Here is a 22,281-nt window from a genome sequence, read left to right on the forward strand (position 1 = left end):
CGCCAGCACTGTCCAACTGCGCGCGGCTGCCGAGGTTCACGCTCAGCAGGTCCTGCCGGGACGGCTCGGCGGCAGGTTAATCAGTGGCGCAGGTCCGCCCCGCCAGTCACCCAACCCCGCGCGACTGAACCCACTGTGCAGCATGAGGCCGCGCGAAAGCGCACCGTTAGGGGCAGACCCACCTGGCGCGGGGTTGGTTCAGAGGACGGCGAGGTCGACCGAGATGTGGAAGGGTACGGCGGCTTTGACTTCGCCGGCGAAGACTTCGGTGTCTCGGTAGGTCTGGCTTGCCGGGTCCAGCACGTAGGTGTAGACGATCGGGAGGCCGGTGGCTGCCTGCTCGATCCGCCAGTAGAAGCCGATGCCGGCCTTCGCGTACTGGTCGACCTTGACGATCCGGTCAGTGGTTTCGGAGCCGGGGGAGACGACCTCGACGACCAGCAGGACGTGCTCGGGGCGGGTGGGGGAGATGTCGATCGTGTCGGCCCGGTAGACGACGACGTCGGGGCGGCGGTTCGTCAGCGGGCTGTCGCGGAGGCGGACGTCGAAGTCGGTGTCGGCGTTCCACTCCGGGCCGGCTGCCTGGTCCAGTGCGTTGGCCAGCAGCCGAGCGATCCGGTTGTGACGTTTGGAGGCACTCGGCGCCACAGCGACTATCCCGTCCACGATCTCGATGCCGGCGCACTGCTCGGCGGTCCACGAGTCGTACTGCTCGGCTGTGATCTGCGTGTGCATCCACGCCGGAGCGACCATGTCCAAAGCCACGGCGCACCTCCCTCAGATCCGCGACGGAAACAGCACTACCGCTCTTAGCGTACCTGGGGCGGTGCCGCGAAGGGGCCTTTCCCGGTGAAGGCGAGGGTGCTGAAACGCTCGGCCATCAGTCGGTGGGAGTCGGCGTCAGGGTGCAGGTCGTCAGGGAGCGGATGCGCCGGACTGTCCGCCTCACCGTAGAGCGCTCGGCCATCGAGGTAGTGCAGATTGGGGTCGAGAGCAGCGCGCTGAGCCGTGAGCTGAGCCAGGGCGGTGCGGATGGTGGTGAGCGTGAGCTTGCCGGCCGGTACGTCGGCCGGGTCGCCGTCTGCGATGAACGACAACCGGCCTTCGGCGAGCGCAGCGAGATCCCAACCGGTAGGCCCGGGCGTGTCCTCATGGATCGGGCAGAGGATCGGCGAGATCACCAGGATCGGCGTGGTCGGGTGCCCGTCGCGGATGGTGTCCAGGAAGCCGTGCACGGCCGGGACGAAGGTACGCAGCCGCAGCGAGTCACTGTTCACGACGTTGATACCGAGCTTCACGCTGATCAGGTCGGCAGGCAGATCGCGGATCGTGCGCGCGACGAACGGCTGGACAACCGCACTGCCACTGAACCCGAGATTGATCAGCTCGACGTCACCCTGCGCGGCGGCCAGCGCCGGCCAGGTCCCGGTCGGACTGAGCGCGTTCGAGCCGTGGCTGATCGAGCTGCCGTGATGAACCCAGGTACGGCGGCCGCCAGTCGCGACGGGTGCGATCGGAGCGTCGGTGCGCAGCGCGACCAGCTCGGTGCTCTCGTCATGCGGCAGCCAGATCTCGACCACCCTCTCCCCGGAGCCGCCACCCAGATCGGCGAAGCGGACGGTCGTAGACGCACCACGCCGTACGTCGGCAGTCCCCGCCATCAGGTCGATCGTCATCACGTCGCCCGCCGTGGTGGTCGCCTGCCCCGCGAGCACGCCGTCCACCACGAGGTCGTAGACGCCGTCCGGTCGCGGCGGAGCGCCCAGGTAGTCGCGCTTGGTGGCGACCACGTCGAGCTCGACGACACTCGCACGACTGCGGAAGACCAGCCGTACGCCCGATGGCTGCGCCTCCGCGCCGGCGAGCTGGGCGTCGTCGTACTGGCGGCGGGCCCAGGCGGGAAGCCGGTGCGGCACCAGACCACGCTCTGTGGGCTCCAGCTCCAGCGCGCCGCGAACGAGGTCGATGGTGATGGGTGTGGTGATCATGACTTGGTCCAGCTCCGGAGTAGTGAGTCGAGGGCGTCGAGGATGCGCGGCCAGCTCTCGTCGCTGGCAGGGGAGGAGTGGGCGAACGAGCCGCCGAGCTCGAGGCCGATGTAGCCGTTGAAGACGCTGCCGAGCAGCCGGATCGCATCCGTCTGAGCCGGCTCGTCCAGGTTGTAGCCACGCAGAACCGCCCGGGTCAGCTCCGTATGCCGCCGCCCGGCGTCCACGGCAGGCGAGCCGGGATCGACCCGGTACTGCGAAGCGGCGTACCGACCGGGGTGTTCACGCGCGTAGTCGCGGTAGACCGTGGCCAGCGCCACGAGCGCATCGTGGCCAGCCCGCCCGGCCAGCGCTTCGGCGGCCCGATCGGCCATCTCGTCGAGGGCAACCTGAGCGATCCGCGACCTGAGGTCGTGCGCGCCGCGAACGTGCGCATACAGGCTGGCGACCTGTACGCCGAAGCGCCGGGCCAGCGCCGACGCGCTGACCTGGTCGAAGCCGATCTCATCGGCGAGTTCAGCACCGGCCCGGGCCAGCCGGTCCGGAGTCAATCCCACTCGTGCCATAACTTATTATGCACAAACCTAAAGGCTTTAGGCAACCGAGCACATGAAGAAACCCGGATCGCGCCATTGCGATCCGGGCTCCAGAAATTACGTCAGGCGGGGCGCTTGGTCCGGTGCAGGTGCGCTGGGCCGATCTGACCCTTGCGGAGCAGGTCCACGCGCTCGGCGAGCAGCTCCTCGAGCTCCGAGATGCTCCGGCGCTCACGCAGCATGTCCCAGTGCGTCCGGGCCGGCTTCTCCTGCTTCGGCTCCGGCTTCTCACCGGTCGAGCGAGCGGCCTCGCTGCCGCAGTGCGGGCACTCCCAGATTGCGGGCACCTCGGCGTCGTGCGCCATCGTCACCTCGACCACGTGACCGCGGGGGCAGTCGTACGTGATCATCTGGCGCGGCGCGAACTCGACACCACGGTCATCCTCGAAGCTGACCCCACCCAGCCCCGAACCACGCAGTACGCGATTAGACATGTCAAACCTCCGAGATCGTCATCCGTGCCAACGGTCGGTCGGCCCGGATCATTCCCATTTTGGCATGCCCGAGCGATATGTACGCACCTGACAGCACCGTCATGACGCCCTGTCATCAGGCGTACACAGATCACGGTGTGTCGCGGATCGCTCAACAGCAGCCGTACTACAGACGCGCGAAGTTCACAGTCAGTTGCCAGGAATCAGGCACCACTTCCTCAGCAACCGTCTCTAGCTTCAGGTCCCATGGTGCTACCCCGCCACAAACTCCGTGGCCTCAGTCTGCTCAACGTGTCCCTGGTGGCCGTCGTCGCCGCGATCGCCGTGACGGCGTACTTCCTGTTCTTCCGGGCGGATGAACCATCCGCCGCGGCGACCCGTCCAAGTGTCGCGGTGACCCGCGGCGACGTGGTCGCGAGCGTCAGCTCCAGTGGGACGCTGGCCAGCTCCCAGACAGCCTCGCCACAGTTCGAGACCTCCGGCACAGTCACCCAGATCCTGGTCAAGGTCGGCCAGGTGGTCGCCAAGGGCGCCGCGATCGCCAAGGTCGACCCGGCCGCGGCCGAGCGGCAACTGCGGATCGCCGAACAGAACCAGATCGCCGCGGCGAACTCCGTGACGGCGGCCGATGAGTCGCTCGACGACGCCGTGGACGCGAGGGAGGCGGCCGAGGAGGCTTCAGCCTCGCCCACGCCGACAGGTCAAGCTCAGGCACAGGGTCAGACTCAAACGCAGAACCCGGAAGTTGCCGTCAGCAACGCCGAGGCGTCGCTGGCCCGGGCGAAGGCGGACAAGGAGCAGGCTGACCAGGATGTCGTAGCCGCCAAGTCGGCGGTCGCCGCGACCACGCTGAAGGCGCCGATCGCCGGAACTATCACCGCGATCAACGGCTCGGTCGGCTCGGTCGCGGGGTCGAGCAGCAGTACAGGCTCAGGGACCAGCAGTGGTTCCGGCTCGACCTCAGCTCAAGGGTCAACCTCCACCAGTACGACGTCCGCCGCCGGCACGGGCTTTGCCGACATCTCCGACCTGAAGGCACTCCAGGTCTCGGCCGCCTTCCCCGAGGCCGACGCGATCAAGATCAAGGCCGGCCAGTCCGCCACCGTCACCCTGAACGCCGAGCCCGGCGCCAACCTCACCGCGACCCTGGCCTCGGTCTCGCCGACCCCGACCACCACCAACGGGGTGGTGTCGTACTCGGCCACCTTCTCGCTGGCCAAACTCCCGGCGAACGCCCGGATGGGCCAGACCGCGAACGTCACGGTTCAGACCGCCAAGGCGGCCAACGTCCTCTACGTCCCGAGTACGGCGGTCGTCACGACCGGTACGACGAACACCGTGACGATGGCCGACGGAACCAGCCGCGAGGTCGAGATCGGCATCAAGGGCGGCAGCTTCACCCAGATCAAGACCGGGCTGAACGAGGGCGACCAGGTCGAACTCCTGCAGGGCGCGATCGGTGGCACCGGCGCAGGCCAGACCGGCCAGGGCCGCACCGGGCAGGCGCCAGGTGGCGGCCAGTTCCCTGCCGGTGGCGGTGGCGGTCAGCTTCCGGTTCAGCGCAATGCCGGTGGCAACCGGTGAGCGCTGACGCCCTGATCGACATCCGCGGTGTCACCAAGACGTACGGCGCGGGGGAGACCGCCGTACACGCGCTTCGGGGTGTCTCGCTGCGGGTCGAGGCCGGCGAGTACGTCGCCGTGATGGGCTCGTCCGGTTCCGGCAAGTCGACGTTGATGAACATCCTCGGCTGCCTCGACGTACCGACCCGCGGTGAGTACTTCCTGGACGGCAGCAATGTCGCCGGGCTGTCCGAGGACCAGCAGGCCCTCGTGCGCGGCCGCAAGATCGGCTTCATCTTCCAGTCCTTCAACCTCATCCCGCGCACCACCGCATTGGCCAACGTCGAGCTCCCGCTGACGTATGCCCACCTGCGCCGCGCTGAACGCCGTACTCGAGCGAATCGTGCTCTCGAGCTGGTCGGCCTCTCGGACCGAGCCGACCACCGGCCCAACCAGCTGTCCGGCGGTCAGCAGCAACGGGTCGCGATCGCCCGTGCCCTGGCCACCGGCCCGCGGATCCTGCTGGCCGACGAGCCGACCGGCAACCTCGACGTGCACTCGACCGACGAGGTTCTCGGCATGTTCGACGAGCTGAACGCCGAAGGCCGGACGGTCGTGGTGATCACCCACGAGAACGACGTGGCCGCGCGGGCCCGCCGGCTGATCCAGGTGGCCGACGGCCGGATCGTTCTCGACGAGGTGACGCGCTGATGTCACCCCGCGATCTGTTCGGGGCCGCCTTGCGCGGGCTCAGTGCCAACAAGCTGCGATCCCTGCTCACTGTGCTCGGAGTCTCGATCGGAGTCGGCGCGGTCATCGTGCTGGTTGCGGTGGGCAACGGCTCTGGGAAGGCCGTGCAGAGCCGTCTGGAGGCGATGGGCACAAACCTGCTCACGGTCTCGACCACCGGTGGCGGCGGCGGGTTCGCCCGCGGCCAGGCCGGACCGTCGGCGCAGCAGTACGCGCTCACCCTCGACGACGTGGCCGCGCTCGCCGACCGCCGTCTCGCGCCGGACGTGGCCTCGGTCGCCCCGGTCATGACAAGCTCCGGTACGGCGACCAACGGCGACACGAGTTACACGATCAACCAGGTGATTGGTACGACGCCGGCGTACCTCCCGGCCACCAATACCCCGGTCGGAACCGGGCAGTCGTTCACCCAGCAGGACGTCGACTCGGCCGAGCGTGTGATCGTGCTCGGACAGACCACCGCGACTGAACTGTTCGGCCGCGCCCAGACCGCGGTCGGGCAGACGGTCAAGCTCGGCGCGGTCGATTTCGTCGTACGAGGCGTCCTTGCCAGTAAGGACAGCACCGGGTTCAACGACCCGAATGCGACCGCGATCGTGCCGATCAGCACGCTGCGCGCCACTCAGGCCGGGTACGGCGCTCTGAGTCAGATCGTCGTCCAGGCCGCCGACAAGGATCGGGTCGACCTGGCCCAGGCCGAGGTCACCCAGTTGCTGACCGCACGGCATCAGGTGCCGGCCACCACGACCTCGCCGTTCCGGATCACCAACTCGGCCCAGATTCTGCAGACCAGCCAGGACACCGCAGCGACCTTCACCGCACTGCTGGCCACGGTTGCCGCGATCAGTCTCGTGGTCGGCGGGATCGGGGTCACGAACATCATGCTCGTCACGGTCACCGAGCGGACCCGCGAGATCGGAATCCGGAAGGCACTCGGAGCCCGGCGGCGGACGATCCTCGGCCAGTTCCTGATCGAGGCGACCCTCCTCAGCCTGATCGGCGGTGCCGTCGGAGTCGCGGCTGCGCTGATCATGACCCAGTTCCAGCTGGCCGGGGTCACACCGGTCCTGGTCCCGTCGTCGATCGCGCTCGCCCTCGGGGTGTCCGCCGCGGTCGGCCTGTTCTTCGGCAGCATGCCGGCGCACCGAGCCGCCGGTCTTCGTCCCATCGACGCCCTACGTCACGAGTGAAAGGCAACACCCGATGAGTAACCAAACGCCCGATGAGTTCGCCCAGATCGGGTCCGATGACGAGGTCGACGAGGCATTGAAGCCGAAGAAGACACTCAGCCTGCCGACCGCGACCGCCGTACTGGCTGGTGTGGTGGTTCTCGCGATCGGCCTGGCCGGTGGCGCAGGTCTGCATGCGGCCTTCGCGTCGGACAGCACGCCGCAGCAGACCGCGGCGGGTCGCGGGCCTGCTGGTGGGTACAACGGCGGGTTCCGTGGCCAAGGTGGTCAGGGAACCGGGGGAGCTGCGGCCACGGTCGGCACTGTGGTGTCCGCGACCGACTCTCAGCTGGTCGTGAAGACGCAGAGCGGCGACGTCACCGTGAAGCTCACCGGTGAGACATCTTTCGAGATCACGGCCAAGGGCACGGCCGGCGACCTCAAAGCCGGTGAGCAGGTGGTCGTCACCGGACAGAACACCGACGGCTCGGTGACGGCCAGCAGCGTCCGTCAGGGCGGCACTTTCCCGGCTGGCGGCGGCCGCACCCCAGGCGCGACCCCTTCGCGCTAACCGCCAGCTGCGCACATTCCGAGCGCCCGGCCTGCACCCCGGCCGGGCGCTCACCCATGTCACGGCCCGGCAACAGACATCGGATGAATCATTGACCGCCCAGCCGGGAAAGCGCTATCTTCCGACGAAATGAGGTCCAAAAAGTACAAATCTGAGGTGGGCGGGATGGCGAAGTCGTCGTTGAAGTGGGTTGCGGTCGGGCTTGGGGCAGCCTTGGCCGTCGGGGGTTGCGGGAGCACCGGAGCGGCGAAGGCCGAGCAGGATCCGAAGGCCACGCTGGAGCTGTGGACGCGGACGACGCCCGGTGGTGACGGCGAGAAGGGGATGAAGAAGCTGGCCGCCGCGTTCGAGCAGGCGACCGGCCAGAAGATCGAGGTGACCGCGATCTTCGACGACTTCGAGACCAAGCTGTCCCAGCGAGCCGCGCAGAAGGATCTGCCGGACATCGTCATGAACGACTCCTCGCAGCTCGGCACGATGGTCACCCAGGGAATCGTCCGCGAGGTCGACCCGGCCGCCGTCAAGCACAGCGATCAGCTCCTCGAGTCCGCCCTCGCGGCGGCCAAGTCCGGCGACGGCAAGATGTACGGCGTTCCGTACTCCGCGCAGGCCTCGGCCCTGCTGATCCGCAAGGACTGGCGCGCGAAGGTCGGTCTGCCGGCTCCGACCGACCGCGAGCAGTTCGTCGCGCTGGCCAAGGCGTTCACCACGAAGGACCCCGACGGCAACGGCAAGAACGACACCGCCGGCCTCGCCGTACCGGGGTCGACCAAGCGTGGTTACGCGTCCTGGTACTTCTCGAACTTCCTCTGGGGCGCCGGCGGCGACTTCATCACCAAGCAGGCCGACGGCAAGTACAAGCCGTCCATGTCCACGCCGGAATCGGTGGCCGCGACGAAGTGGTTCCGCGATCTCGCGTGCACGGAGAAGGTCGTCCAGCCGGGCGCGGCGACGATGGACACGCCACCCACCAACGAGACCTTCGAGGCCGGCAAAGCCGGGATGTACGTCGTCGGTCCGTACCTGATGCCCCGCTTCGACGGGAGTCTCGGCAAGGACAAGTACGAGGTGGTCCCGCTGCCGAAGGGTGCGAAGGACGCGACCGTGCTCGCGGAGGGCGGTAGCGCGTACCTGATGGCCGGGTCGGCGAACGAGGCCGGGCAGAACGCGTGGGCGTCGTACATCATCTCGCCGGAGGCGCAGAAGCTCGGGATGGAAGGCGAGAAGGCCTTCAACGTGCAGCTGCCGGTGAACAAGACCGTCGACGTCACCTCGGTGCGCAAGGACCCGCGCTGGAAGGTGTACGCCGATGTCTACCGCGAGCACAGCCGGTACGCGCCGAGCATCCCGAACTGGACGCCGGTCCGGCAGGCGAGCGCCGACACTGTCAACGCGCTGATCGCCGACTGCAGCCTGGATGTCGCTGCCGAGCTGACCAAGCTCGACGGCAAGCTCGCCGAGTCCCTCAAGCAGCAGGGCATCGGCGCGTCGTGAGTGTCCGTGAGGCGGAGGCCCGACCGGCGGGGCGGGAACCGCGCGCGGCAGGTGAGGTGGCGCGGCGGACCCCGTCGCGCCGCCTCGGCCGCAATCGCCGTACGGCGGGCTCCTGGTGGATCCCGTGGTTGTTCCTGGCGCCGGCGCTCATCCTGTTCCTGTACTTCAAGTTCATCCCGATGGCGCAGGCCATCTCGATGTCGGTGCAGGAGGTGCGGCCCTACCTCGGCAACCTGTGGGTCGGTACGGCGAACTACAGCGAGATCCTGTCGTCGGAGGGCTTCCGGTCGGCGACCTGGAACACGATCGTGCTGGCCGTCGGGCAGACCGCCGGTTCGATGCTGCTCGGGTTCGTACTGGCACTGCTGGTGGAGGGCCAGACCCGCAAGCTGACGTTTATCCGGTCGGCCGCGTTCCTGCCGGTCGTCGTACCGATCGCCGTGGTCGCCGAGCTCTGGCGGATCATGTACCACCCGACCGCCGATGGTCTGCTGAACCAGGTGCTCGGTCTGATCGGGCTCGGTCCGTCGGGGTTCATCAACGACCCTGACACGTCGCTGGCGTCGATCGTGGTGACGGGGATCTGGCGGGGAGCGCCGTACGACATGATGATCTTCCTCGCCGGACTGGCCGGGATCGACCGTGGTCTGTACGAGGCGGCGGTTGTCGACGGCGCCTCGACCAAACAGCGCATCCTGCATGTCACGCTGCCGGGGTTGCGTCCGGTGTTCGCGATCTTGTTCATCCTTGCGGCCGTGCGTGGGTTCCGGGCGTTCACCGAGGTCTTCCTGCTGACCAACGGCGGGCCGAACGGCTCGACCGAAGTACTGATGACGCTGATCTACAAGCTCGGCTTCGAGCAGAACCGGCTCGGGATCGCGTCGGCGGGCGCCGTACTGCTATTCCTCGCGACCCTCGTTCTGACGGTCTGCGTCCAAATGCTCCGAAGGAGGCGAGTCGCGTGAGCGCCGCCACTGAGACCGCATTAGGTCTCACTGAAAGCAAGAGTCCTGCCGCGCGGGTGGCGCGGACCGTGATCTACGCCGGGCTATTCGTCGTGTTCGCCGGACCGTTGCTCGCGCTGCTGGTCAGTTCGTTCAACCACGTGTCAGATCCGACTCAGCTGAGCGTGATCCCGAAGAGCCCGACGCTCGAGAACTTCAAGATCGCGTTCGATCACGGCGTTCTCAAGTATCTGCTGAACTCGTTCTTCGTGGTCGGCTTCGGGCTGCTGCTCCAGGTCGCGGTCTCTGTGCTGGCCGGGTATGCACTGGCCCGGAAGATCTTTCCCGGGATGACGCTGGTGATGGTCGCGATCCTGGCCACGATGATGCTGCCCGAGGAGATCCTGGCGCTGCCGCTGACCTTGGTACTGGCCGACGTACCGCTGCTGCATCTCAACCTGATGGGCACGCTGGCCGGGATGATCGTGCCGCTCGGGGCCTGGGCGTTCTCGATCCTGGTGATGACCGAGTTCATGAAGGATGTGCCGCGCGAGCTGGAGGAGGCGGCCCGGATCGACGGGGCCGGTGAGTTCCGGATCTTCGGGCAGATCATCCTTCCGCTGTGCAAGCCGGCCCTCGGCGTGATCGGGGTGTTCGGTTTCACGATGATCTGGGACCAGTACCTGCTGCCGTTGCTGGTGGCAACGAACTCCGACTCGTACACGCTGCCGCTGGCACTGCGGACGCTGCGGATCGACCCGGTGGTCACCCCGGGGGTGGTGATGGCCGCCTCGCTGCTGGCGTTGCTGCCGTCGGTGACGGTCTTCCTGTTCTTCCAGCGTTCCTTCGCCCGCGGCCTGACCGCGGGCGCGTTGAAAGGGTGAGGCTCCAATGAACCGCCGTACATTTCTGGCCACTGCCACTGCTGGAGTTGCTGTGAGCACCGTCGCTGCCCGTCCCGCCACTGCCCGCACCGCCGCTGACCGCCCTGACGCGGCGTTGAGCCTGGACCGCCGGCACGTCCGCTCGCTCGACGAACTACGCCGAGCCCTCGGTACGGCGGGTCCGGGCACCGTGATCACCGTTGCCGACGGCATCTACCAGGTGCCGGCCGGGCAGCCGATCGCGATCACCGGCCTGCGCGGCCGCCCGCACCGGCCGATCGTGATCCGCTCGGAGTCGACCGGTGGCGCCGTACTGACCGGTGAGCAGAGCTTCGTGCTCACGGGATCGTCGGACATCACGCTCGAAGGGTTTGCTTTCCGGCAGAGTAAAGGCTTCGAGGTGCCGGCGGACTGCCGCCGGATCCGGCTCACCCGCAACGACTTCCAGCTGGCCGATATCGCCGGTGTGCATTGGGTGATGGTCCGGGCCGATCACACGACGCTGGACCACAACGCCTTCCACGGGAAGACGACGCTCGGGATCTACCTCGGCATCGAAGGCGCCGGGACCGACCAGATGGCGCAGGGTGTCCATGTCTACCGCAATCATTTCAGCGACCACAGCTTTCCTGGTGACAATGGCGGTGAGCCGATTCGGCTGGGGGTTAGTCCGCGCGCGCTCTCGACGGCGGGTGCGGTGATCGAGTCGAACCTGTTCGAGCGGGCGAACGGCGATCCCGAGGCGATCTCGGTGAAGTCGTCGGGCAACCTGATCCGGCACAACACGATCCGGAACAGCTTCGGCGGGATCGTGCTGCGGCACGGGAACGGGAACCGGGTCGAAGGCAACTACCTGCTCTCCGGAAAGAACGGGATCCGGATCTACGGCAACGATCACCAGATCGTGAACAACTATCTGGAGAACATCGCCGGGACTGGCGTGGTGCTCGGGAGCGGGAACGTCCGCGACCACTACCCGGGTGAGCCGCCGACGTCGCGGACCGGGAACGACGCGCCCGACGGCGTCCAGATCGCGCTGAACACGGTTCTGGACTGCGACAACGCGGTGAGCGGCGAGAGTCACCGGACCCTCCCGCCGCTCGGTTGCACGATCACCGACAATCTCCTGATGGGCGATCGTGGGCAACTGATGAACATGCCGTTCCAGGACGGGATCACCTGGTCGGGCAACCTGCACTGGGGCGCGGCCACGGACGGGAATGCGCCTGCCGGTGGGTTCCGACGCGCCGATCCGCGGCTGGTGGCCGGTCCGGACGGGGTCCGGCGGTTGGCGAAGGGGAGCCCGGCGATCAACGCGGCCACCCGCAGCTACCCCGATATCGACACCGACCTCGACGGCGACCGCCGTACCGGGCGGGTCGATGTCGGCGCCGACGAGTACTCGCGGCGGCCGAACTGCCGACGGCCGTTGACCGCGAGCGACGTCGGACCGCACTCCGCATGAGTACGGCGCCCGACATGAGTACGGCGCCTGATGTCGTGGCGACGTCGCAGCGGGAGGAGGAGCTGATCCGGACCCACCTGGATCGGCTCCGGCTCGACCTCGTCGTCGCGGCCCGGATCACCAAGGTGCATCGGGAATGGTCCCGGGCGTTGCTGCCGGATCCGTTCTCGCGGCTCTACCTGATCCTCGAGGGCGAAGGCCGGCTCGTGGTGGGGGACCAGGAGCTGTTCCCGAAGCCGGGGGAGCTGTGCTACCTCCCGGCCGACGTACCGGTGTCGTACGAGACGATCAGCGACAACGTCTTCCGTAAGCACTGGCTGCACTTCTCGGCGCTGATCGGGGACCGCGACATCGGCGAGGTGCTGACACTGCCGAACATCGTGCGGAGCAAGTCACCGGACGAGGCCGCGCTCCTGTTCGAGCAGGTCGGCGCAGCGGACCGGGATCCGCCAGGTCTCGCGACGCCGCTGCGGGTGCGGTCGGCTCTGACCGCGCTGTTCGCGCACTACCTGGACAGTGCGCCAGCTGGGTCCGTGCGGCTGTCACATCAGCAGTCGAGTGAGACCAGCGTCGTGCAGTACATCCAGCAGAACCTCAGCAACCCGCTGACGGTCGAGGTGCTGGCTGCCCATTTCGGGCAGGACCTGGCGACGTTCGTCCGGCGGTTCCGGACCGAGTTCGGCCTGTCGCCCAAGCAGTACATCAAGCGCACCCGGATCGAATGGGCCCAGCGCGAACTCACCACCACGAACCGCCCGATGGAGGAGATCGCCGCCGCCGTCGGGATGGACCAGTCGTACTTCTCCAAGGTCTTCCGTCAAGTCAGCTCGGTCACCCCGAGTGCGTACCGAAAGCTGTACCGCCCACGCAGTTGAGGAGAATCGTCATGAAACGTCGCACTTTGCTGGCCGGCGCCGTAGGCGCGATCGGCGCTACGGCCATCGCGGTCAGATCCGCCGAAGCCGCCACAGTGACCTCGCTGGCCGCCCTGCAGTCGGCCATCAACTCGGCCACCGCCGGGACCACGATCACACTGGCCAACGGCTCGTACGCCGTCGGGTCCAGCGGCATCACGATCTCCGGCCGCAACGGCACCACCAGTTCGCCGATCACGATCCAGGCCGAGACCAAGGGCGGGGTGACGCTGACCGGCACGAAGAGCTTCGTCTTCTCGAACTCGTCGAACATCACCATCAGCGGCTTCGTGTTCAAACAGACCAGCTCGCTGGACCTGGTGGCCAACTCGAGCCGGATCCGGTTGACCCGCAACGAGTTCGCCCTCGGCTCGGCGGCGAGCCACTCGGTCGTCGTACGGGGTAACGACGTCAAGATCGACCGGAACATCTTCCGGGACAAGACCTCCGTCGGCTGTTACCTGGTGATCGACGGTCCGGCCAACAACGACCCGGAGAACGAGACCATCGCGCTGCGCACCTACATCCTGCGCAACCACTTCCGCGACCACACCTTCAGCGGCGAGAACGGCGGCGAGGCGATCCGGCTCGGCGTCAGCAGCCGCGCGCTCGCGGACGCCGACGCGACGGTCGAGTACAACCTGTTCGAGCGCGCGAACGGCGACCCCGAGGCGATCTCGGTGAAGTCGTCCGGCAACACGATCCGCTACAACACCATCCGCAACAGCCTCGGCGGCATCGTGCTGCGGCACGGCAACGGCAGCCGGGTCGAGAGCAACTACGTGCTGTCCGGCCGCAACGGCATCCGGATCTACGGCAACGACCACCTGATCGTGAACAACTACGTCGACGGCGTCGACGGCTCCAGCAGTGCCGGCATCGTCCTCGGTAGCGGCAGCTCGCGCGACCACGTCCCCGGCGAGTCCGAGACCGCCCGCAAAGGCAACGACGCCCCCGACCGGGTCGTCATCGTCCTCAACACCCTGCGCAACAACACCAAGGGCATCGCCGGCGAAAGCAACCGCACCATCCCACCGCTGGCCTGCCAGATCCGCGACAACCTCATCGTCGGCACCAGCGGCAACCTGACCGACCTGCCCTACCAGTCCGGCGTCACCTTCTCCGGCAACATCCTCTGGGGCTCCGCCTCCAACGGCACCATCCCGTCCTCCGGCTTCACCCGAGCCGACCCGAAACTCACCGCCGCCTCCGACGGCATCTACCGCCTCGGTTCCGGCAGCGCAGCCATCAACGCCGCCACCACCAACCACTCCACCCGCGCAACCGACGACATCGACGGCCACCCCCGCACCGCGCCATACGACACAGGCGCCGACGAGTACTCCACCACCACCCCAGTACGCCGCCCCCTGACCGCCGCAGACGTAGGCCCCAACGCCACCTGACCCCCGACGGCAACTTGAACGGATAACCCCTGAATGTGCCCCTCCTCCCCTCGAAAAATGACCAGAGAACGGGCGTTGTCAAGCTGCTTGGAGTCGTTGGGTGGTTTTTGCTGGGTGGTTGGTTTGGGGGAGGTTGATGCCGACGGTCTGTGCGGGTGCTGGGGTGTGGGGCCGGTTCCGGAATCGTTCGGGGTGGGCGGTGTAGTAGGCCTGGTGGGTCTGGTCGCGTTGGTGCCACAGGTGGCGCCAGGTGCCGTTGTGGACCTGGTCGGGTGAGAACAGCGCGATCCCGGAGTGCTTGTGCTGGCTGTTGTACCAAGGCACGTAGGTCGCCAGGTGAGCACGAGCGTGCTCGAGGTCGGTGAAGGTGCCGGGGTAGTTCGGCCGGTATTTCATGGTGCGGAACTCTGATTCGGAGAACGGGTTGTCGTTGGACACCCGGGGCCGGTTGTGGGTCTGCGCGACGCCGGCCTCGGCGAGGAGCTCCTTGAGCACGTTGGAGCGCATCGAGGATCCGGAATCGGCGTGCACGGCCCGCGGTGTCCCGTGCATGGCGAACGCGTGCTGGAACATTTCCACGGCCAGGTCGTCGACCTCGCGTTCCTCGACTCTCCAGCCGACGATCTTGCGCGAATAGATGTCGATGATCGAGTAGCCCTTGAACGCTTTGCCGCGCCAGGGGGACCGCAGGTCGGTGATGTCCCAGGACCAGACCTGCCCGGGCCCGGTCGCTTCCAGTACCGGTGTTTCACGCGGTGTCTTGCTGCCCTTGCGGGTGGGCGCGACCGGCCGCTGGGACTGGTCAGGGATACCGGCTGCGATCCGCCACCACGACCGCCGCGACGCCAGCATCACACCGGCGTCCCACGCGGTCGCGAACGCGTGATCGACAGAGTTCCCACCCGCCCAGGCCAGCGTGATCTTGTCCGCGATCAGGCCACGATCAGCCGCCGAGATCCGCGACCGGTAAGCCCGGTCCTTATGCAGCACAGGATCAGCCACCGGCTCCCGCGGGCAGGTCCGGTAATGCCACGTCGACCGCGACACCCCGGCCAGCTCCAACGCGCTGCGCTGAGACCCCAACTGGCCGGTCAGGTCGAGGATCAGCTCGTTCTCGGCGATCAGGAAGTCGACGGATCGCTGCTCGCCGGGGCATCGCCGGGCTCTTGCTCGTTCATCGCATGCAAGAGCCCGATAGCTTTTCCCAGCGTGTCGTTGGTGCCCTCCAGCTCACGGATCCGCTCGGTCAGTTTCGCGACCTCAGCCGCATGCGCCGCGGCCTCAGCCGCCCGCGCTTTCTCCAACGCGGTCCGTTTGGGCGATGGCACAGTCATAGGACTACCTTCTCGCGGGACCAGACGCCGGTCCAGATCACCCTCGAACACCGTCGCCCGCCAATCCCGGAACCGCACATACGACACACCCTGCGCAGCCAGCCACGCCATCTTCTGCCCATGCGGCTGCACGTAATACCCATGCACCAACTCCCGAATCTCCACCGCCGTAAACCCCACACTGACCGTCATCACCCTGCTCCTTCGCCAATCGCCAACCGACTCACGACCAGCCTGGCGCAGAGGGGAAGGGGCAACACCAACGGATATCCGTCGAAATTGTGGGTGGCTGTGCGCAGCGCGATCACCTTGAGCACGGTTCAGTCACGCGTGCCGGTCGGATGTGGTTGATGCGTGCTCAAGGTGCCGCGTAGCGGTGACTTTGGGCACGGTTCGGTCATGCGTGCCGGTGGGATGTGGTTGATGGGCGCTCAAGGTGGGTTCGACCATCGCGGCAACGGCGGGCGGCCCGGGCGGAAGGTCCCACGGGGTGTGCGCCGGGGGATCGGGCGACTGGACTCCAGGGCGGATCTCCACCACTGTGCAACCTCGCGCGCGGGCACTCGCGGAGGTCGTGCTGAGCGTGAATTGGCCGAGCTGCACAGCGTTGGGCAGTGCTGGCGGTCCGCCCCTTCCCGCATCCCGTGCATTCCCGCACCGGCGCGCACGGTGGCTCCGGTCGCCGTGGGGGAACAGCGGCCGGGGCGTCGAGTGGAAGGACTGTGTCGTCAGAAATCGATGTCCGGCGACACGGTGCTTCCAGTCGGTGGTCAGACGACGGTGGGTTGGGGGTTGCCGGCTTCGGTGATTCCTCGGCGCATGTCTACTCGGCTGAGGAGGATGAGGCCGATCAGGAAGAAGAGACCGAGGGCGACGATGGCGGGGCGGTAGGAGCCGGTGATCTGGTGGACGAGGCCGAAGACGAGGGTGCCCAGCCAGGAGGTGCCGCGTTCGCCGGCTTGGTAGAGGGAGAAGTATTCGGCTTCGCGGCCCTTCGGGATCAGTTGGCTGAAGGCTGAGCGGGACAGTGCCTGGGTGCCGCCGAGGACGATGCCGATGGCGACGCCCATGGCGAGGAACGGCACGACCTGGCGCTCGGGGAGCATGAAGCCGGCGACCACGATGACCATCCAGAGCACGAGGCCGCCCATGATCGTGCGCTGGGTGCCGAAGCGCCGGGCGAAGCGGCCGAAGGCGAGTGCTCCGAAGAAGGCGACGAACTGGACCAGCAGGATGGTCATGATCAGGATCTGCGTCTCGAACCCCAACTGCTTCTCGCCGTACGTCGAGGAGACCGAGATGACGGTCTGGATGCCGTCGTTGAAGAACAGGTAGGCGACCAGGAACAGCAGCGTCATCGGATAGGCGCGCATGTGCGTGATCGTCGCGGCGAGCTGTCCGAAGCTCTGCTTCATCAGGCTGCCGCTACGAACCGGTACGACGTTCGTCGGCGGCCGGTTGCGCAGCTTGAGGAACGGGAAGAACGTGAACGCGCCCCACCACAGGCCGGCACTCAGCAGACTGAGCCGGACCGCTGTGCCCTGGCTGAGGCCGAGCGCCTCGTGGGCGGTGACGACGCCGAGGTTGATGGCGAGCAGGATGAAGCCACCGAGGTACCCAAACGCCCAGGCCCGCGACGAGACGTCGTCACGATCGTCCGGCGGCGCGATGTCGATCAGGATCGAGTCGTACACCACCATCGACGACCCCAGACACAGATTGCCGATGAACAGCAGCAGCGCGCCGAGCTGCCAGCGACCACCGTCGACGAAGACCATGCAGCACGCCGCCAGCGCGCCCGCCCACGCGAATCCGCACATCAGCAGCTTCTTGCGCTCGAGCCGGTCCGCGATCGCGCCGACCACCGGCAGGAACAACGCCGAGATCAGTGTCGCGACCGTGACCACGTAGAAGGCGAGTGATCCGGGGGAGATACCGAGCCCGAGTACGTCGAGATTGGTGTGACACGGCTTGTCCGCCGTACCGACGTACCCGCACGCCGCGGTTTCCGCGACCGACGTCAGGTACGGCGCGAACAGCACCGTGCCGACCGTGGTGACGTAACCGGAGTTGGCCCAGTCGTAGAGGCTGAAGCCCCAGTACTCCCGCTTGTCGACACCGGCGGGGGCGGAGAGAAGTCCCATGCGCAGAGTGTGTCAGTTCCGCGGGACCAAGAAGCGCGTCTTGTCAGGAACGTGACCGTGCCGCGTCCGCCGCGGCGAGCCCGGCCCGCAGCTTCTCCTGCGCTCCGGGTTCCCACGGCCCCGAAGACGTCAACGGAATCTCCACCATGAACCGTCGCTCCCACTCCGGGATCCGAGCTGCCACGAGCGCGGGATCGTCGGCGGCGGTCCGGTACAGCTCGGGTCCGGCCGCCGAGAACAGGTCTGCGATCACGAGCCGGCCGTCGGCAGCTCGCATCACGTTGTCCGGGTTCACGTCGATCGGTCCGCACCACGGCAACTCCACCTGCGCGCGCTCGTGGACTCGGCGGATCACGTCCGCGAGCTCGGCAACCTCGGGCGCGGCTTCGGCGATCGCCCGGTGGAACGCAACCGCCTCCACCTCCGGTACGGCGGCCAGCCACTCCATCACCGACAAATCCCCACCACCGGCCAACCGCCGATGGACGAACAACCGCGGCACCTGCCGAGTGTGCGCGGCCTCCCGATAGATCTCCGCCACATACGGCCCCGCCGGATCGAACGGACTGATCCGTACGGCGAGATCCCCGCCCGGCGACCGTAACGCCGACGCCCAATCACCAGCCCCGCAGGGCGTCCACCCCTCGGCAAGGAACACCCGCTCAGCCACCCGATGATCCGCCTCAGGCCCCAGCAGCGCGTCGACCTCGTCCAGCGTCATACCGCCGGACCCTACCCACCCACCCCCGCATGCCGCCGTCCGTTTTCACAACGTCCGAAGAACCGGAGGGCCCGCCTCCGATCGTTCGGACGTTAGCGGGGAGGCGGACGCAACGTCCGAAGAACCGGAGGCGGGCCCTCCGATCGTTCGGACGTTAGCGGGGAGGCGGACGCAACGTCCGAAGAACCGGAGGCGGGCCCTCCGATCGTTCGGACGTTAGCGGGGAGGCGGACGCAACGTCCGAAGAACCGGAGGCGGGCCCTCCGATCGTTCGGACGTTAGGGCCATTGGCCGCGTTCGGTGAGTACGTCGCGGAGGTGGTCGGTGCGGTCGGTGATGATGCCGTTGATGCCGGCGTCGAGGAGGCGGTGCATGGTGGTGGGGTCGTCGACGGTCCAGACGTGGACCTGTTTGCCGGCGGACTGGGCGCGGTCGATCAGGCCGGGGGTGAGGACTCGGAGGGACCGGTACTTCTCGGGGATCTGGAGGCATGCGCCTGCTGAGGGGAGGGCGATCGGCAGGAAACGGAGGAGCGCGATCTCGAGGTCGCCGTACCCGGTGCACAGCCTCGGACCCAGCAGCTTGCGGATCCGGCGGACGCGGGACTGGGAGAACGAGGACACACAGACGCGGTCGATCGCGTTCGCGGCGCGCAGTACGTCGGCCGCCGGGATGAGACCGTTCTCCGCTTTGATGTCCAGGTTGAACCGGGTGTCGGGGAAATGTTCGAGCAGGTCGTCGAGGCGCGGGATCGGTTCGTGACCGTTGATCTTGGCCTGGCTGACTTCCGACCACGGCAGCTCGGCGATCACGCCGGTCCGGTCGGTGACCCGGTCGAGGACGTGGTCGTGGAACGCGATCACGACGCCGTCGCTGGTGGCGTGCAGGTCGGTTTCGAGGTAGCGGTAGCCGAGGCCGACCGCGTGCTCGAAGGCGTACAGCGAGTTCTCGTAGCCGATCAGGTCCGGGTGCAGCGCGCCGCCACGGTGGGCCATCGCGATCGGACCGTCGTGGTCGAGGTAGGGGTACACGTCAGGAATTATGTACCGTTTGGCTGGTGACGGTACTCAGCCCCCGCCCAGACCTGTGGACCCTCGATCCGGATGTGGTGCACCTCAACCACGGCTCGTGGGGTGCAGTTCCGCGCCGTACCCAAGAGGTCCTGAGCGCACTGCGCGCCGAGGCCGAGGCGAACCCGATGGTGTGGTTCCGCTCCGTCCCGGCCCGGCTGACCGCCGCCCGCCTGGAACTCGCCGCGTTCCTGGAAGCCGATCCGGAAGGCTTCGCCCTGGTACCGAACGCGAGTGCGGGCATCACCGCCGCCTTCGCCACGGTGCCCATCCCGAGCGGCAGCCGGATCGTCACGACCAACCATGTGTACGGCGCCTCCCGGTTCGCCGCGGAGCGCGTGGCGCGGGCCCGGGGTGCGGAGCTACTGGTGGTCGAGCTGCCGATGCAGGCGGACGACGACACCGTGGTCGCGCTGATCGAACCCGCCCTGGTGGGCGCTTCGGTGCTGCTCCTCGACCACATCAGCGCCGCGACCGGCACGATCCTGCCGATCGCACGACTGGTCGAGCTCGCGCACGATCGCGACGTACCGGTCATCGTGGACGGTGCCCACGCGCCCGCGCTGATCGATGCACCGACCGGTGATGGCGCCGACTTCTGGACCGGCAACTTCCACAAATGGCCGGCGGCCCCGCGGGCGACGGCCGGGCTGGTGGTGGCCGAGCGGTGGCGGCAGGCGTCGTACCCGCTGATCACTTCGTGGTCGGAGTATGACGAACGCCTGCCGGAGCGGTTCGACATGCAGGGCACGCAGGACTACGCGACCTGGATCGCGGCGCCGGAATCGCTCCGGGTGCTAGCGGATCTCGAGTGGTCGGTACGGCGGCCGCAGGTCACCGCGATGCTCGAAGAGGGTGCTCGTCTGGTGGCCAAGGCTCTCGGTACCTCGGTCGGTGAGGTGGCGAACCCGGCCCCGACTCTGCGGCTGGTCGAGCTGCCGATGGTCGTTGCTGACGCAGAGCCCTTCAAGGAACACGTGTCCAACGAGCTGCAGATCGAGATCACGCTGACGGGTTTCGAGGGCCGCAGCTACATCCGGCTGTCGGCGCACGCCTACAACCAGCCGTCGGACTACGAGAAACTGTCGGAGGGCCTGCCTAGAGTCCTGGCGTGAACGATATCGAGGGCTCCTACAACACCGCCGCGGCCGACTACCACGCCATGCTGAAGGACCTGGTCGGCCAAGGCGTCGCCGAGCGGATGATGCTCAACTACTTCACCGAGGTGGTCCAACCCGGGCCGATCGGCGACCTCGGCTGCGGTACTGGTCGCATCACGGCGTACCTGGCCGCGGCCGGTCTGGACGTGTTCGGCATCGACCTCACGCCCGGCATGATCGACGTCGCGCGCGAGGCCTACCCCCGTGTGCGTTTCGAGGTCGGCTCGATCTTCGACCTCGACCTGAAAGACGGCGAGCTGGCCGGCGCCCTGCTCTGGTACTCCCTCGTCCACACACCCCGAGAGCAACTGCCGGCCGCCTTCGCCGAGGTCCACCGCGTCCTCCAACCCGGCGGCCACCTCATCTACGGCTACAAAGCGGGGACCGGCACGTACCACCTCGACACCGGCTACGGGCATGACATCAACCTCGACGTCTATCTGCAGGAACCCACAGAAGTGGCCGGCCTACTTGCAGATGCTGGTTTCGAGGAGGTCGCCGCCCTGACTCACGCACCGGAGTGGGGTGAGAAACAGCCGCAGGCCTACGCCCTCGTCCGCAAACCGCTCACGCCGTGACCAGGTCGATCGAGTCGAGTTCGGCGAAGCCTGTCCGGAAGCTGAACTTGAAGGTGTTCGCACCTGCCTTCAAACTGACGTCGAGCGCCTGCTGAGTCCACGCCTCCCACCCGTACGCCGGGTATTCGATCACGCGCGCGGCTCCGCCGTTCACGGTGAGCGTGTGTGAGGACAGTGCGCCGGACCCGTTCCCACCCCGAACGAGCACCCGGAAGTTGCCGGCGTACGGAGCGTTGACGGTGATGGTCGCCGAACTGGTCGCGTCGTCGATCCACCCAGCCTTCCCGTTGTTCGACGCCTGCGGCGTGACCGCACTGTGCGCCTTCCCGGCGAACACGGCCGTCTCCGCCTCGAACCGGACAATCGGTGAGCCCTGCAGAGCGGCGTACCACTGCGCAGCCAGCTTGGTGTTGCCGCTATGCGTGAGGTGGATCCCGTCAGTCATCACGTCGGTCGCGGCGAGCGCCGTGCGGCTGTCGACGAACCGGACCTTCTTGCCCTCGGCCGCGAGCTTGCCGACCACGAACGGGAGCTGGTTGTTGAACGAGGCCGCCCGCGCGTTCGCCGCGGCATCAGCCATCGGCCCGACGGTCGACACGTAGACGGCCAGATCCGGCCGTACGGCGTACATGGTCCGGATCAGGTTCTCCAGCCGCGCCGGTGCGCTCGCGAGGTTGAGGTTCTGCAGCACGTCGTTGGCGCCGGCGTGCAGCAGCACGGTGTCCGGCTGGAAGGTCTGCATCCGCTCGGTCGCGACCTGGGTGAGCTGGTCGATCACCCAACCGCCGTGACCCTCGTGGTTGCGGTCCGGCAGATTCACGGGCGTGCTGTCGGTGACCGAGCCGACGAAGTCGACCGGCTGCCCCGAACTCGTGAGCATCCAGTACAGGTCGGTCCGGTAGCCGCCCGGGATGCTGCCCGCGGTCGTCGACGACCCCATCGGCATCACCTTGACTGGGTCAGCCGCGGCGGCAGTCTGCGGAGCGGCGGCAGTGAACGGGAGGAGTGCGGGCAGCATCAGCAGCCCGGCCAGGAAGCGTCGCATGCGAGCACTGTCCCAGCCGGGCGCTGGTCTCGGTACACCTTCGATCGACGTC

At 67.5% G+C, this 22,281-nt stretch carries 22 protein-coding genes; 12 read left to right on the forward strand and 10 right to left on the reverse strand.

The annotated features are described in order from the left end of the window. Positions 1-198: 198 nt before the first annotated feature. The 4 genes from E1261_RS06120 to E1261_RS06135 form a co-directional block, all read right to left on the reverse strand. Entirely contained in the window at positions 199-765 is a 567-nt protein-coding gene (locus tag E1261_RS06120; protein WP_132403179.1) for a Uma2 family endonuclease, read from the reverse strand. Between the two features lie 44 nt (positions 766-809). Beyond that, positions 810-1,988, reverse strand: a complete 1,179-nt coding sequence (locus E1261_RS06125) for a GDSL-type esterase/lipase family protein (protein ID WP_132403182.1) — start codon at positions 1,986-1,988, stop codon at positions 810-812. Then, entirely contained in the window at positions 1,985-2,554 is a 570-nt protein-coding gene (locus E1261_RS06130; protein ID WP_132403185.1) for a TetR/AcrR family transcriptional regulator, read from the reverse strand. The genes E1261_RS06125 and E1261_RS06130 overlap by 4 nt, the downstream gene beginning before the upstream one ends. 92 nt (positions 2,555-2,646) lie before the next feature. Further along, positions 2,647-3,018, reverse strand: coding sequence for an RNA polymerase-binding protein RbpA (locus E1261_RS06135; protein WP_132403188.1), 372 nt, complete (start codon positions 3,016-3,018; stop codon positions 2,647-2,649). Positions 3,019-3,264: 246 nt separating this feature from the next. On the opposite strand from E1261_RS06135, the gene E1261_RS06140 reads away from it, so the two are divergent. The 10 genes from E1261_RS06140 to E1261_RS06185 all read left to right on the forward strand — a co-directional run bounded on the left by E1261_RS06140 (position 3,265) and on the right by E1261_RS06185 (position 14,177). Continuing rightward, positions 3,265-4,602 carry an efflux RND transporter periplasmic adaptor subunit gene (locus E1261_RS06140; protein ID WP_132403191.1) on the forward strand — a complete coding sequence of 446 codons (1,338 nt, stop codon included), beginning with the start codon at positions 3,265-3,267 and terminating at the stop codon, positions 4,600-4,602. Further along, positions 4,599-5,291 carry an ABC transporter ATP-binding protein gene (locus E1261_RS06145; RefSeq protein ID WP_132403194.1) on the forward strand — a complete coding sequence of 231 codons (693 nt, stop codon included), beginning with the start codon at positions 4,599-4,601 and terminating at the stop codon, positions 5,289-5,291. The genes E1261_RS06140 and E1261_RS06145 overlap by 4 nt, the downstream gene beginning before the upstream one ends. Beyond that, positions 5,291-6,520, forward strand: coding sequence for an ABC transporter permease (locus E1261_RS06150; protein WP_132403197.1), 1,230 nt, complete (start codon positions 5,291-5,293; stop codon positions 6,518-6,520). Before E1261_RS06145 ends, E1261_RS06150 begins: the two co-directional genes overlap by 1 nt. A gap of 13 nt (positions 6,521-6,533) precedes the next feature. Next, positions 6,534-7,070 carry a hypothetical protein gene (locus E1261_RS06155; protein ID WP_132403200.1) on the forward strand — a complete coding sequence of 179 codons (537 nt, stop codon included), beginning with the start codon at positions 6,534-6,536 and terminating at the stop codon, positions 7,068-7,070. Positions 7,071-7,199: 129 nt separating this feature from the next. After that, positions 7,200-8,564 (forward strand): sugar ABC transporter substrate-binding protein, encoded by a 1,365-nt coding sequence (locus E1261_RS06160; RefSeq protein ID WP_238176031.1) that lies wholly within the window; start codon positions 7,200-7,202, stop codon positions 8,562-8,564. Further along, entirely contained in the window at positions 8,561-9,529 is a 969-nt protein-coding gene (locus E1261_RS06165) for a carbohydrate ABC transporter permease (protein WP_132403203.1), read from the forward strand. Before E1261_RS06160 ends, E1261_RS06165 begins: the two co-directional genes overlap by 4 nt. After that, positions 9,526-10,392 carry a carbohydrate ABC transporter permease gene (locus tag E1261_RS06170; RefSeq protein WP_132403206.1) on the forward strand — a complete coding sequence of 289 codons (867 nt, stop codon included), beginning with the start codon at positions 9,526-9,528 and terminating at the stop codon, positions 10,390-10,392. The genes E1261_RS06165 and E1261_RS06170 overlap by 4 nt, the downstream gene beginning before the upstream one ends. A gap of 52 nt (positions 10,393-10,444) precedes the next feature. Then, the gene (locus tag E1261_RS06175) at positions 10,445-11,857 is read left to right on the forward strand and encodes a polysaccharide lyase 6 family protein (RefSeq protein WP_238176032.1); all 1,413 of its coding nucleotides are present in this window, start codon (positions 10,445-10,447) and stop codon (positions 11,855-11,857) included. Then, on the forward strand, positions 11,854-12,732 hold the full coding sequence (locus E1261_RS06180; RefSeq protein WP_132403212.1) for an AraC family transcriptional regulator: 879 nt from the start codon (positions 11,854-11,856) through the stop codon (positions 12,730-12,732). Before E1261_RS06175 ends, E1261_RS06180 begins: the two co-directional genes overlap by 4 nt. A gap of 11 nt (positions 12,733-12,743) precedes the next feature. Further along, a complete protein-coding gene (locus E1261_RS06185) occupies positions 12,744-14,177 on the forward strand; it encodes a polysaccharide lyase 6 family protein (RefSeq protein WP_132403215.1) in 1,434 nt (477 codons plus the stop codon). Between the two features lie 78 nt (positions 14,178-14,255). On the opposite strand, the gene E1261_RS06190 is transcribed toward E1261_RS06185, so the two are convergent. The 5 genes from E1261_RS06190 to E1261_RS06210 all read right to left on the reverse strand — a co-directional run bounded on the left by E1261_RS06190 (position 14,256) and on the right by E1261_RS06210 (position 19,407). Then, positions 14,256-15,179 carry a DDE-type integrase/transposase/recombinase gene (locus E1261_RS06190; RefSeq protein ID WP_132403218.1) on the reverse strand — a complete coding sequence of 308 codons (924 nt, stop codon included), beginning with the start codon at positions 15,177-15,179 and terminating at the stop codon, positions 14,256-14,258. A 119-nt stretch (positions 15,180-15,298) separates the two neighbouring features. After that, the gene (locus E1261_RS06195; protein WP_132403221.1) at positions 15,299-15,703 is read right to left on the reverse strand and encodes a hypothetical protein; all 405 of its coding nucleotides are present in this window, start codon (positions 15,701-15,703) and stop codon (positions 15,299-15,301) included. Positions 15,704-16,281: 578 nt separating this feature from the next. Next, positions 16,282-17,655, reverse strand: a complete 1,374-nt coding sequence (locus tag E1261_RS06200) for an MFS transporter (protein WP_132403224.1) — start codon at positions 17,653-17,655, stop codon at positions 16,282-16,284. Between the two features lie 43 nt (positions 17,656-17,698). After that, positions 17,699-18,376, reverse strand: coding sequence for a hypothetical protein (locus tag E1261_RS06205; RefSeq protein WP_132403227.1), 678 nt, complete (start codon positions 18,374-18,376; stop codon positions 17,699-17,701). Between the two features lie 278 nt (positions 18,377-18,654). Further along, positions 18,655-19,407: a glycerophosphodiester phosphodiesterase family protein gene (locus tag E1261_RS06210; RefSeq protein ID WP_202874348.1), complete on the reverse strand. Its 753-nt coding sequence runs from the start codon at positions 19,405-19,407 to the stop codon at positions 18,655-18,657. A 26-nt stretch (positions 19,408-19,433) separates the two neighbouring features. Here E1261_RS06210 and E1261_RS06215 point away from each other — a divergent pair, with 26 nt between their 5' ends. Both E1261_RS06215 and E1261_RS06220 read left to right on the forward strand, forming a co-directional pair. Beyond that, positions 19,434-20,561 (forward strand): aminotransferase class V-fold PLP-dependent enzyme, encoded by a 1,128-nt coding sequence (locus E1261_RS06215; RefSeq protein ID WP_238176033.1) that lies wholly within the window; start codon positions 19,434-19,436, stop codon positions 20,559-20,561. Beyond that, complete coding sequence (locus tag E1261_RS06220) at positions 20,558-21,184, forward strand: class I SAM-dependent methyltransferase (protein WP_238176034.1); 627 nt, start codon at positions 20,558-20,560, stop codon at positions 21,182-21,184. The genes E1261_RS06215 and E1261_RS06220 overlap by 4 nt, the downstream gene beginning before the upstream one ends. On the opposite strand, the gene E1261_RS06225 is transcribed toward E1261_RS06220, so the two are convergent. After that, positions 21,174-22,229, reverse strand: coding sequence for a GDSL-type esterase/lipase family protein (locus E1261_RS06225; protein WP_132403233.1), 1,056 nt, complete (start codon positions 22,227-22,229; stop codon positions 21,174-21,176). The two genes, E1261_RS06220 and E1261_RS06225, sit on opposite strands and share 11 nt — an antisense overlap. Positions 22,230-22,281: the final 52 nt, after the last annotated feature.

Source organism: Kribbella albertanoniae (assembly GCF_004348455.1).
In the GTDB taxonomy this organism is placed as follows: domain Bacteria; phylum Actinomycetota; class Actinomycetes; order Propionibacteriales; family Kribbellaceae; genus Kribbella; species Kribbella albertanoniae.

Bases quoted from the DNA above. Each gene is read 5' to 3' on its own strand.
- E1261_RS06135 (WP_132403188.1), bottom strand. From the start codon at position 3,018: ATGTCTAATCGCGTACTGCGTGGTTCGGGGCTGGGTGGGGTCAGCTTC.
- E1261_RS06225 (WP_132403233.1), bottom strand. From the start codon at position 22,229: ATGCGACGCTTCCTGGCCGGGCTGCTGATGCTGCCCGCACTCCTCCCG.
- E1261_RS06125 (WP_132403182.1), bottom strand. From the start codon at position 1,988: ATGATCACCACACCCATCACCATCGACCTCGTTCGCGGCGCGCTGGAG.
- E1261_RS06150 (WP_132403197.1), top strand. From the start codon at position 5,291: ATGTCACCCCGCGATCTGTTCGGGGCCGCCTTGCGCGGGCTCAGTGCC.
- E1261_RS06160 (WP_238176031.1), top strand. From the start codon at position 7,200: ATGAGGTCCAAAAAGTACAAATCTGAGGTGGGCGGGATGGCGAAGTCG.
- E1261_RS06140 (WP_132403191.1), top strand. From the start codon at position 3,265: ATGGTGCTACCCCGCCACAAACTCCGTGGCCTCAGTCTGCTCAACGTG.
- E1261_RS06130 (WP_132403185.1), bottom strand. From the start codon at position 2,554: ATGGCACGAGTGGGATTGACTCCGGACCGGCTGGCCCGGGCCGGTGCT.
- E1261_RS06195 (WP_132403221.1), bottom strand. From the start codon at position 15,703: ATGACGGTCAGTGTGGGGTTTACGGCGGTGGAGATTCGGGAGTTGGTG.
- E1261_RS06205 (WP_132403227.1), bottom strand. From the start codon at position 18,376: ATGACGCTGGACGAGGTCGACGCGCTGCTGGGGCCTGAGGCGGATCAT.
- E1261_RS06200 (WP_132403224.1), bottom strand. From the start codon at position 17,655: ATGGGACTTCTCTCCGCCCCCGCCGGTGTCGACAAGCGGGAGTACTGG.
- E1261_RS06155 (WP_132403200.1), top strand. From the start codon at position 6,534: ATGAGTAACCAAACGCCCGATGAGTTCGCCCAGATCGGGTCCGATGAC.
- E1261_RS06180 (WP_132403212.1), top strand. From the start codon at position 11,854: ATGAGTACGGCGCCCGACATGAGTACGGCGCCTGATGTCGTGGCGACG.
- E1261_RS06185 (WP_132403215.1), top strand. From the start codon at position 12,744: ATGAAACGTCGCACTTTGCTGGCCGGCGCCGTAGGCGCGATCGGCGCT.